Here is a 202-nt window from a genome sequence, read left to right as displayed (position 1 = left end):
CAATCGCAGGATTTCGAATTGCGACAAGGCGGCAACTGAATGAGTCCTTAGGAGCTTACTGAAGTAAGTGACTCAGGCGAATGAAGGCAGCCAACGCAGTAGCGGTTCGAAAGACGAAGATTATGCGGGAATAGCTCAGTTGGTAGAGCACGACCTTGCCAAGGTCGGGGTCGCGAGTTCGAGTCTCGTTTCCCGCTCCAAA

Annotated in this window: 1 tRNA gene; it reads left to right on the top strand. The window is 52.5% G+C overall.

Annotation, left to right across the window (positions count from 1 at the left end):
- The first annotated feature begins 124 nt into the window (after positions 1–124).
- Positions 125–200: transfer RNA gene (locus tag OGY67_RS00085), tRNA-Gly, on the top strand.
- Positions 201–202 lie beyond the last annotated feature (2 nt).

The organism is Citrobacter sp. Cpo015, assembly GCF_030333035.1.
GTDB classification, from domain to species: Bacteria; Pseudomonadota; Gammaproteobacteria; order Enterobacterales; family Enterobacteriaceae; genus Citrobacter; species Citrobacter portucalensis.
Note: the sequence above shows the minus strand (reverse complement) of the source record. Positions and strands in the feature narration are given on the sequence as shown.